The sequence below is a fragment of the Brevundimonas sp. EAKA genome, assembly GCF_000698025.1.
In the GTDB taxonomy this organism is placed as follows: domain Bacteria; phylum Pseudomonadota; class Alphaproteobacteria; order Caulobacterales; family Caulobacteraceae; genus Brevundimonas; species Brevundimonas mediterranea_A.
Genome location: NZ_JMQR01000122.1, coordinates 1 through 8,810, shown reverse-complemented (window position 1 = coordinate 8,810; position 8,810 = coordinate 1). Strand labels below are relative to the sequence as shown.

The following is an 8,810-nucleotide window of genomic DNA, read 5'->3' as shown; positions in this document are numbered from 1 at the left end:
GGCGCGGGGACGGTGGGGCTGGCCGCCTATGACGCCGGGGCGCGGGCGGCGACGGGCGACCGGCCTCAGGTCTGGCCCGACCTGATCCTGGCCCGCTATCCGGCGATGCTCAGCTTCGACCATCTTCAGCGCCGGGTTTGCGCCATCGGCCGGGGGGCGACGGCGTCACAAGCCCAGGCCGCCGCCGTCCGCGCCGCCGGGTGGCTGGCGGCGGCGATCACGCCAGAAACCCCCGCCGCCCCGGCCGAAGCCTTCGTGGCCGAGGCGGATGACCAGGCCTATCGCGACGCCGTCGCCGCGGTCGTGGCCCGCATCGCCGCCGGCGAGCTGTTCCAGGCCAATATCGCCCGCGCCTGGGGCGGGGAACTCAAGCCCCAGGCCGATCCGTTCGACGTCTTCCTGCGGCTGCAACAAGGGCGGGCCTCGCCCTATGGCGCCTTCTGGCGGATCGGCGACCGGGCCCTGGTGTCCAACTCGCCCGAACTCTTCCTGGCCTTCGACGGCGAGGACCGGCGCATCGAGGCGCGGCCGATCAAGGGCACCCGCGCCCGGTCGGCCGACCCTGTCGAAGACGCGGCCCTGGCCGCCGAGCTTCAGGCCAGCGCCAAGGACCGGGCCGAGAACCTGATGATCGTCGACCTGATGCGCAACGACCTGGCCCGCGCGTCGCGCGTCGGCTCGGTGGCGGTCGAGCGGCTGTTCGCGATCGAGAGCCATCCGACCGTCCATCATCTGGTCTCGACCGTGGTCGGCCGGGCCGAGCCGGGGGTGACGCCGGCCGATCTGCTGGCGGCGACCTTCCCGCCCGGTTCGATCACCGGCGCGCCCAAGCATCAGGCCATGAAGGTGATCGCCGACCTGGAGCCCCCGCGCGGCGCCTGGTGCGGGTCCCTGTTTATTCTGGAAGAAGACAGGGGCCTGACCGCCTCGGTCCTGATCCGCACGGCCGCCTTCGAACGCCGGGGCGGGCGCTGGAGCTTCCGCACCCTTGCGGGGGCGGGGATCGTGGCCGACAGCGACCCGCAGGCGGAACTGGCCGAAACCGAGGTGAAGATTTCAGCGCTGAAGCGCGCCCTGGTCGGTCAGCAATCCGAACAGGTGATGACGGTCGCCTCGCGCGGGTTCAGATAGGCTCGACGGGTGAACTCCGCCGCCGGCAGGAACTGCTGGAAGGGCGAAGAATATTTGTAATAGGCCTCGGCGACGATGATCGAGTCCCCGTCGGCCGGGAACATGTCGGCCGGAATACCGGCGTCGGCGATGACCAGAGGCTTGTTCATCTTCGTGCCGGCGCCGCCGTCGGGAGTCCAGCTTCGGCTCCAGTTCAACGTATATTTGTTGGCGGAAACACGGGTCACGCTGCTGATGCGCTGTTCCATGGAGGTTGAGGCGAACGGCGCCATGATCGCCGGCCCGACCTCGAAGATGCTGTTTATGTCAGCCTTGGTGATGGTTCGCGACTGGGAGACCAGGTCCGCCACGGCCGAGGCGGCGTGGCTGGTGCGCTTCAGGGCCATATAGCCTTGGCACAGGTCCACCATGCCGGCGTAGAACAGGAGCATGACGGGTGCGATCAGGGCGAACTCCACCGCCGATACGCCGCTTTCATCGCCGGCCAAGCGCCGGATCAAGGATCGGGACATCAGAAGGGCTCGTTGCGGAAGGCCGTAGTCGAGGAGATCATGATCTGTCCGGGTCCCGCGCTGCTGACCGCCTGGGTCAGGGCTGGAACGATCATGGGCTGCTTGTACCAGAGCCGAACGATGATCAGGTCCTGGCCGACCCCGCCCTTGAAGTCCATCTGGGACAGGTCCAGCACGCCGTCTTTGTCCCTGGGCGGATCAATGTCGTCGGAAAAGCTGGTGACGACGCGCACGTCGATCGTCGCCCGATCCGCGCAGTCGCTCTTGAAAACGCTCATCTGATCGCAAACGGCCTGTTTGAAGGCGATCTTGTCGAATTTCTTCGTCTGGGCCTCGCCCGTCCGCACCAGGCGGCTGGCTTCCAGCACGGCGTTTTCCGCCACCGCGTCGATCATGAAGACCAGGCCCAGCTGGAAGATCGAGAACAGGAGCAGAAAGAAGGGCGTGGCCACCAGGGCGAACTCGACCGCCGCCGCGCCTTCGCGCGACCCGCGGGCCTGGCCCGCCTTGAACCGACGACGATGAGGCATGTCCACGAAGGTCAGGGCGTGGGCGTGGCGCCGGCCGTCGAGGCGGTGGCGCGGACGCTGGGGGCGCAGGAGGCGCTGCAGGCCATTTCCGTCGCCTGACCGCCGCGCCAGACGCGAACTGAACCGGTCGAGCCGCCCGTGACGACGATCTCGCGCTGGAACAGGGTGCGGCCCACGCCGTCCACCGCCACCACTTCGGTGACGCCGTACCCCTTGCCGACGATGAACAGGGTGTTGGCGTCAACCACGGTGACGTCGGCGATCTGCGGATTGCCGACGATGACGGACGAGGCCGCGCCGTTGAGCTGGACGCGGGCCGAGCGATCGATCTCGACATTAAGGGCGCCGCTCTGGGCCAGGGCCGGAGCGGCGGCGAGCGGCGCGGCCATTAGGGCGGCGGCCAACACGGCGATGGAAAGGCGGGACATCGGCGGCTCTGAACAATAACGCGCATGAACGCGGACACGCGCATGATGTCCCTGGGAGTCTCAACAAAGGCTGAAGCGGTTCAAACCGAATTTTCTTTGGTAAATCCGAGGGTAACCAAAACTCGTGACTCAGCCTTAACGTGCGTCAGTCATCTTCACCCTGCGTTTGGGGGTCAAGCGGGCTACCGGCTCCCCCCGCCAAGTTGCTCGCTAGACATTTTATCAAAGGGAACACTCCATGACCAAGTTCATCTCGCGTTTCGCCAAAGACGAATCGGGCGCCACCGCCATCGAATACGGCCTGATCGCCGCCCTGATCGCCGTCGTGATTATCTCCATCCTTACCACCGTCGGCACCAATCTGGACGCCAAGTTCAAGGAAGTTGCAGACGGCATTGCAAACAAGAAGTCCTAAGACTTCTCGCATCTTGAAACCTGGAAGGGCCGGAGCGCACGCTCCGGCCCTTTTTGTTTGTCCGACGGCAACGCGGCCTTAACAGGCGACGTGCCACAGATTCCCGCATGGACCTTCTGAGCCTTCTCTGCCTCGCCGTCTTTCCGATCATGATGATCGCAACCGGCCTGCACGATCTGACGACGATGCGGATTCCGAACTGGATCTCCCTGGTCCTGCTGGCGACCTTCTTTCCAGCGGCGCTCCTGGTTGGTCTGTCGCCGATCGAGGTCGCGGTCCATGTCGGCGTCGGCTTCGCCGCCCTGATCGTGGGCATGATCATGTTCGCCCTGCGCTGGATCGGCGGCGGCGACGCGAAGGCCCTGGCGGCCGCCTGTCTGTGGATGGGCCTTACGGGTCTCGCCCCCCTGTTGCTATGGACCGCGATCGTGGGCGGCGGTTTCTGTCTGATGCTGCTGCTCGTCCGCCAGTATTATCCGATGGTCGCGCCTGCCGCGCCCCGCATCGGGTGGCTCGCCCGGCTGATGGAGCCGAAGGGCGACATTCCCTATGGCGTCGCCATCGCCATCGGCGCCCTGATCGCCTTCCCCGAGGGGGATCTGGCGGTTCGCTTTCTGACGGCGCGATAGACGCGCCGGCGCGCGGCCTCGTCGGCGCTTAGGAAGCATTAACCCGCCGGCCTCATGATCGTTAACGGTAGGGCGTCGAGGATCGACTCCGGGTCGTCACGCCTGCCGGAGACCTCTGGATGAAGCCCGCCCGCATCGCCGTCATCTGTATCGCCGCCGTGTCGGCCCTGGGCCTGGCGCTGGTTGTCCGCGCCATGGGGAACGGCGAACCCGCCGCCCCCGCCGCCGCCGCGCCCGTCGAGACCCGGCCGATGGCCAAGATCCTGGTCGCGGCCAAGAATCTTGAGCCGGGCAAACGCCTGGCCGAGGCGGACCTGGCCTGGAAGGACTGGCCGGTCGACGAGGTCAATCCCGCCTTCATCACCGACGGCTCCACGCCCATTCCCGCCAAGCCCGCCCCCGAAGGCGCCGGCGAAAAGGCCGGCGCCGCCGTCGAGCGCGTGGCCGAGGCCGCCGGCCAGATGGCCGGTCCCGGCGCCAAGTCCGACTATATCGGCTCGGTGGTGCGCGAACCCATCCTGGCCGGCGAGCCCATCGTCGGCCGCAAGATCGTGCGCGCCGGCGACAGCGGCTATCTGGCCGCCTATCTGGAGCCCGGCATGCGGGCCATGGCCATCGCCGTGACGGTGGAATCCGCCGCCGGCGGCTTCATCCTGCCCGGCGACCGGGTCGATGTGGTCCTGACGGTGCAGAACGAAGGCGGAAGCTCGGCCGTCGAGGGCGGCGCCACAACGGCTAAATATTCATCAGCCACCGTGATGCAGAACGTCAAGGTTCTGGCCATCGACCAGTCCACGCGGGCCGGCGACGACGCCCAGGCCGTGGTCGGCGCGACCGCCACCCTGGAGGTCCGCCCCCAGGACGCCGTGCTCCTGGCCCAGGCCAAGTCCGAGGGCGAACTGTCGCTGTCGCTGCGCTCCTATGCGGACACGGCCGGGCCCTCGGGCGCGACCCGTGCGCCCCGGGCCGTCGCCAGCGCGTCCCGCAGCGTCCGCGTCTATCGCGGCGGCGAACCGGAAGTGGTGACCACCCCATGAGGAAGACGCCCGTGCGCAAGACCGTCGCCCTGGCCTGCGTCCTGCTGGCCGGCCTGGGGGCCGCCCCGGTCGCCGGCCTGGCCCAGACGCGCGCCGCCGTGTCCATGGGCGCCGCGCCGCAACTGATCAATCTGCCGCGCGGGACGTCCTTCGCGGTCGATCTGCCGGCCGACGCCCGCGACGTGATCGTCGCCAATCCGCAGGTGGCCGAGGCCATGCTGCATTCGCCGCGCCGCATCACCGTGATCGGGATTGCGCCCGGCGAGACCGACGCCGTCTTTCTGGACGCCGCCGGCCGCACCATCCTGAGCCTGCGGGTACGGGTCGATGCGGGAACCAGCGCGCTGCAGGACACGCTCAGCCGGCTGGTTCCGGGCAGCCAGATCCGCGCCGAGGCGGTCAACGACAGCGTGATCCTGAGCGGGGTCGCCGATTCTCCGGCCCAGGCCGTCCAGGCCGCTCAGGTGGCCCGCGCCTTCGTGTCCGCGCCGGAAAAGGTGCTGAACATGATCAGCGTCGCCGGATCCGATCAGGTGACCCTGAAGGTCCGGGTGGTCGAGGTCCAGCGCAGCAGCCTGAAGCAACTGGGATTCAACGCCGACATCCTGAAGGGATCCGGCATCCATTCCTACGGCTTCACCCGGCCCAACACCTATGGCGTCAACGGCGCGGCGACCGGCGGCAACTCGCTTTGCTATAATCAGAACGGCGGTCGAACGACGAACGTCTCGAATTCAAATTCGACGTCGAGCAACGTCAACAACTCCAACAGCACTGTCGATGTGGTCCAGACCCATAACGGCGATGATCTGAATTTTGATCGCCGCACCACGACCAACAGTTCAGGCAGTTCGCTGTCGAACGTGATCTCCGATGTCGCCTCCACGGCCTTCCGGACGATGACGGGCACCAACGCGACGGGGTGCCTGGAAGCCTTCGAACGCGTGGGTCTGGCCCGCACCCTGGCCGAGCCGAACCTGACCTCGGTCAACGGCGAATCCGCCAACTTCCTGGCGGGCGGCGAGTTTCCGCTGCCGACCGGTCGTGACAAGGACGGCAATATCACCGTCACCTACAAGCCCTACGGCGTGGGTCTGGCCTTCCGCCCGATCGTGTTGTCGGGAGGACGGATCTCGTTGCAGGTGAAGGTCGAGGTGTCGGAACTGACCGACCAGGGCGGCTTCACCATCGGCGCCGGCACCCCCTCGTCCATCACCCTGCCGGGCCTGACGGTTCGCCGCAGCGAGAATACGGTCGAACTGCCTTCGGGCGGCTCGATGATGATCGCCGGCCTGCTTCAGGAAAGCACGCGTCAGACGGTGGATTCCCTGCCCGGGGTCACCAATCTGCCGGTGCTCGGCTCGCTGTTCCGGTCGCGGGACTTCCTCAACGGCGAGACCGAGCTGGTCGTGATCGTCGAACCCTATATCGTCAGCCCGACCTCGCCCGACCGCATGCAGACGCCGGCCGATGGGCTGCGCATCGCCAGCGACTCGCAGACCATCCTGTTCGGGCAACTGAACCAGGTTTACGGATCGCCCGCCCCCTCCGCCCCGTCCGGCCCCGTGTGGCAGGGCGCGGCCGGCTATGTGATCGAGTGAGCTCATGATCCGGACCCGCAAGCCGCTTCTCGCCCTGACCCTTTCGACCGCCGTGGTCGGCCTGACCGGATGTGTCGGCGGTCCCGCCAGCCTGGGCGGGCCGGCCCCGCTGACGCCGACGTCGCGCTATTCGCTTCAGGTCGAGGCCGGCCTGGACCGCATCGCCCTGGCTGTGCACGACGACGGGCTGTCGGCCAATCAGAACGCCGCCCTGCGCGACCTGGCCCAGCGGTTCGCCGCTTCCGGCGCGGGAACCGTGGTGATCGAGGCGCCGGCCGGCGGGGATCCCGTTTCCGCCCAGGCCGCCCACGAAGCCAGAACCGCCCTTGAGCGGATCGGTCTGCCTTCGGAGCGTCTTCGTCTCGTCAGCTATGTCGGGCCGGATCCGCGCGCGCCGGTGCTCGTCGGTTTTGAAACGGTCCAGGCGGCCGTGCCGCGCTGCGGCGCGGCCTGGGGCAATCTCAGCCGGACGGGCGACAACATGTCCGGGTCGAACTTCGGCTGCGCCGTCACCGCCAACCTGGCCGCCCAGATCGCCGATCCCCGCGACATCGTGGCGCCCCGGCCCATGACGCCCGCCGATGCGGCCCGACGCTCGGTGGTGTTCGACAAGTATCGCGCCGGCCAGCCTACGGCCGCGCCCCAAGAAACCCTGGTGGAAGGCGCACGCGTCTCCACGGCCGTGGACTGAGGCTCATGAGCACCGCCACGCCACGCCCCCTCTCGAGCTTCGACGACGGCTTTGACGTCGATATGGACTTCTCGGAGCCGACCGCCTTCCCGGCCGAGCCGGAGCGGTCGCCGCTGCAGTTCACCGCCCCGGCGCCCATCCAGCCGTCCGTCCAGCCTGCCGCCCCGGGGTTCAATCCCGTAGGCGAGATGGTCGCCCAGGCGCAATCCACCCTGGCGCCGGCCCTCGCGCCCGCAGCGCCGGAAGCGACCGCCACGCCGTCCGGCGTCGCCCCGGCCGGAATGGCCGGCGGTCTCGCGGCCGTCGGATCCATCGGCGAAGTGTCGGTGCCGCGGATCGCCATCCATGTCTTCGCCGAACGCCAGGACACCCTGGCGGCGGCGGAGCGCGCCGCCCAGGACCGACGCCTGTCGCGCGCCACCACCCAGATCCGCATCGGCGGGATCAAGGCGGCCGTCGAGACCTATCAGCACGAACCGACCCCGCCTCTGATCATCGTCGAATGCCTGAAGGACCCTCAGACCCTGCTGTGGGAAGTGGATCAGCTGGCCGAGGTCTGCGACGCCGGCACCAAGGTCGTCGTCGTCGGGCCGACCAACGACATCCTGCTGTTCCGCGAACTGATGCGTCGCGGGGTCAGCGAATATCTGGTGGGTCCGCTCCAGCCGCTGCAACTGATCGCGGCCATCGGCGGCCTGTTCAACGATCCGGCGCAACCGTTTGTCGGCCGGTCCATCGCCTTTGTCGGCGCGCGGGGCGGGGCCGGCGCCTCGGCCGTGGCGCACAACACCGCCTATGCGATCTCGGAGCGGATCGGCGCCAATACGGTCATCGTCGATTATGATCTGCCGTTCGGCACCGCCGGCCTGGACTTCAACCAGGATCCGCTGAGCGGCGTCGCCGACGCCCTGGGCCAGCCCGACCGACTGGACTCGACCCTGCTGGACCGGATGATGGTCCGCTGCACCGACAAGCTCAGCCTGTTCGCGGCGCCCGCCACCCTGGACACCGACTGGGACATCTCGACCGAGGCCTTCGAGGAGGTGACGACGCGCATCCGCTCGACCGCGCCCTTCGTGGTCCTGGACCTGCCGCACCTGTGGTCGCCGTGGATGCGCCGCACCCTGATCAGCGCCGACGAGGTGGTGATCGTGGCGACGCCGGACCTGGCGGCCCTGCGCAACGCCAAGAACATGATGGACCTGATCCGTTCGGGCCGCCCGAACGACGCCCCGCCGCGCCTGGTGCTGAATCAGGTCGGGGTGCCCGGTCGTCCCGAGATCCCGGCCAAGGATTTCGGCGCCGCCCTGGGCGTTCATCCCAGCCTGATCATCCCCTTCGACGCCAAGACCTTCGGCGCCGCCGCCAACAACGGCCAGATGATCCTGGACGCCGGCGCCAAGACCAAGGCGGCCGAGGCCTTCCAGACCCTGGCCCAGATCGTGTCGCGTCGGGAAATCCCCGTCATCGCCGGACCCAAGGCCAAGCCCGGAAAGGCGGCTTCGACCGAGTCGAAATCCCTGTTCGCCTCCATGTTCAAGAAGCGCTGACGGGTGTTCGGCAAGCGCACAGGTCAGCCCGGCGTCGTTCCGGCTCCGATGCGTCCCGCCCCTGCGGGCGTCGCCGGCGCCGCGCCCGAGTTCGCCCCGCGACAGCCCGCGCCGGGCGTCCAGACCGAGGCCTTCGCCTTCGGCGGCGCGGCCGACCTCGAGCCCGCTGTCGAGGCCCTCGCCCCGGCCGCTTCCGGGCCTGCCTCCTATTCACATCTGACGCCGCCGCCGCTCTTCTCTGTGGATCTGTCTGGGGGGATCTTGCCTTTCAAACAAAACCTAAATT

General features: G+C 68.3%; 10 protein-coding genes and 1 pseudogene. 8 read left to right on the top strand and 3 right to left on the bottom strand.

Translation table 11 applies throughout. The features are described from left to right. A partial coding sequence (locus tag ER13_RS14110) for an anthranilate synthase component I family protein (RefSeq protein WP_035310220.1) occupies positions 1 to 1,131 on the top strand: 1,131 nt, incomplete at its 5' end. Here the strand turns inward: ER13_RS14110 and ER13_RS14105 are convergent. The 3 genes from ER13_RS14105 to ER13_RS14095 are packed head-to-tail and all read right to left on the bottom strand — an operon-like array spanning position 1,083 to position 2,601. Continuing rightward, a complete protein-coding gene (locus ER13_RS14105) occupies positions 1,083 to 1,643 on the bottom strand; it encodes a TadE/TadG family type IV pilus assembly protein (protein ID WP_008260630.1) in 561 nt (186 codons plus the stop codon). The genes ER13_RS14110 and ER13_RS14105 overlap by 49 nt on opposite strands. Then, entirely contained in the window at positions 1,643 to 2,173 is a 531-nt protein-coding gene (locus tag ER13_RS14100) for a TadE/TadG family type IV pilus assembly protein (protein ID WP_035310216.1), read from the bottom strand. Before ER13_RS14100 ends, ER13_RS14105 begins: the two co-directional genes overlap by 1 nt. 11 nt (positions 2,174 to 2,184) lie before the next feature. After that, the gene (locus ER13_RS14095; protein ID WP_008259318.1) at positions 2,185 to 2,601 is read right to left on the bottom strand and encodes a pilus assembly protein N-terminal domain-containing protein; all 417 of its coding nucleotides are present in this window, start codon (positions 2,599 to 2,601) and stop codon (positions 2,185 to 2,187) included. Positions 2,602 to 2,839: 238 nt separating this feature from the next. Here ER13_RS14095 and ER13_RS14090 point away from each other — a divergent pair, with 238 nt between their 5' ends. The 7 genes and pseudogenes from ER13_RS14090 to ER13_RS19065 form a co-directional block, all read left to right on the top strand. Then, positions 2,840 to 3,016 carry a Flp family type IVb pilin gene (locus ER13_RS14090; protein ID WP_035310214.1) on the top strand — a complete coding sequence of 59 codons (177 nt, stop codon included), beginning with the start codon at positions 2,840 to 2,842 and terminating at the stop codon, positions 3,014 to 3,016. A gap of 107 nt (positions 3,017 to 3,123) precedes the next feature. Then, complete coding sequence (locus ER13_RS14085; RefSeq protein ID WP_035310213.1) at positions 3,124 to 3,645, top strand: prepilin peptidase; 522 nt, start codon at positions 3,124 to 3,126, stop codon at positions 3,643 to 3,645. 119 nt (positions 3,646 to 3,764) lie between these two features. Then, the gene (cpaB, locus tag ER13_RS14080; RefSeq protein ID WP_035310211.1) at positions 3,765 to 4,682 is read left to right on the top strand and encodes a Flp pilus assembly protein CpaB; all 918 of its coding nucleotides are present in this window, start codon (positions 3,765 to 3,767) and stop codon (positions 4,680 to 4,682) included. An 11-nt stretch (positions 4,683 to 4,693) separates the two neighbouring features. Beyond that, the gene (locus ER13_RS14075) at positions 4,694 to 6,283 is read left to right on the top strand and encodes a type II and III secretion system protein family protein (protein WP_231492557.1); all 1,590 of its coding nucleotides are present in this window, start codon (positions 4,694 to 4,696) and stop codon (positions 6,281 to 6,283) included. Between the two features lie 4 nt (positions 6,284 to 6,287). After that, positions 6,288 to 6,974: a CpaD family pilus assembly protein gene (locus ER13_RS14070; protein ID WP_035310207.1), complete on the top strand. Its 687-nt coding sequence runs from the start codon at positions 6,288 to 6,290 to the stop codon at positions 6,972 to 6,974. Positions 6,975 to 6,979: 5 nt separating this feature from the next. Further along, positions 6,980 to 8,524 carry a cellulose synthase operon protein YhjQ/BcsQ gene (locus ER13_RS14065; RefSeq protein WP_035310205.1) on the top strand — a complete coding sequence of 515 codons (1,545 nt, stop codon included), beginning with the start codon at positions 6,980 to 6,982 and terminating at the stop codon, positions 8,522 to 8,524. Positions 8,525 to 8,527: 3 nt separating this feature from the next. Then, positions 8,528 to 8,810: pseudogene (locus ER13_RS19065) on the top strand (hypothetical protein); the annotation flags it as partial.

What these genes read in the sequence shown, in the direction of transcription:
- cpaB (WP_035310211.1), top strand. Translation starts at nt 3,765, where the DNA reads ATGAAGCCCGCCCGCATCGCCGTCATCTGTATCGCCGCCGTGTCGGCC.
- ER13_RS14105 (WP_008260630.1), bottom strand. Translation starts at nt 1,643, where the DNA reads ATGTCCCGATCCTTGATCCGGCGCTTGGCCGGCGATGAAAGCGGCGTA.
- ER13_RS14100 (WP_035310216.1), bottom strand. Translation starts at nt 2,173, where the DNA reads ATGCCTCATCGTCGTCGGTTCAAGGCGGGCCAGGCCCGCGGGTCGCGC.
- ER13_RS14095 (WP_008259318.1), bottom strand. Translation starts at nt 2,601, where the DNA reads ATGTCCCGCCTTTCCATCGCCGTGTTGGCCGCCGCCCTAATGGCCGCG.
- ER13_RS14070 (WP_035310207.1), top strand. Translation starts at nt 6,288, where the DNA reads ATGATCCGGACCCGCAAGCCGCTTCTCGCCCTGACCCTTTCGACCGCC.
- ER13_RS14090 (WP_035310214.1), top strand. Translation starts at nt 2,840, where the DNA reads ATGACCAAGTTCATCTCGCGTTTCGCCAAAGACGAATCGGGCGCCACC.
- ER13_RS14085 (WP_035310213.1), top strand. Translation starts at nt 3,124, where the DNA reads ATGGACCTTCTGAGCCTTCTCTGCCTCGCCGTCTTTCCGATCATGATG.
- ER13_RS14065 (WP_035310205.1), top strand. Translation starts at nt 6,980, where the DNA reads ATGAGCACCGCCACGCCACGCCCCCTCTCGAGCTTCGACGACGGCTTT.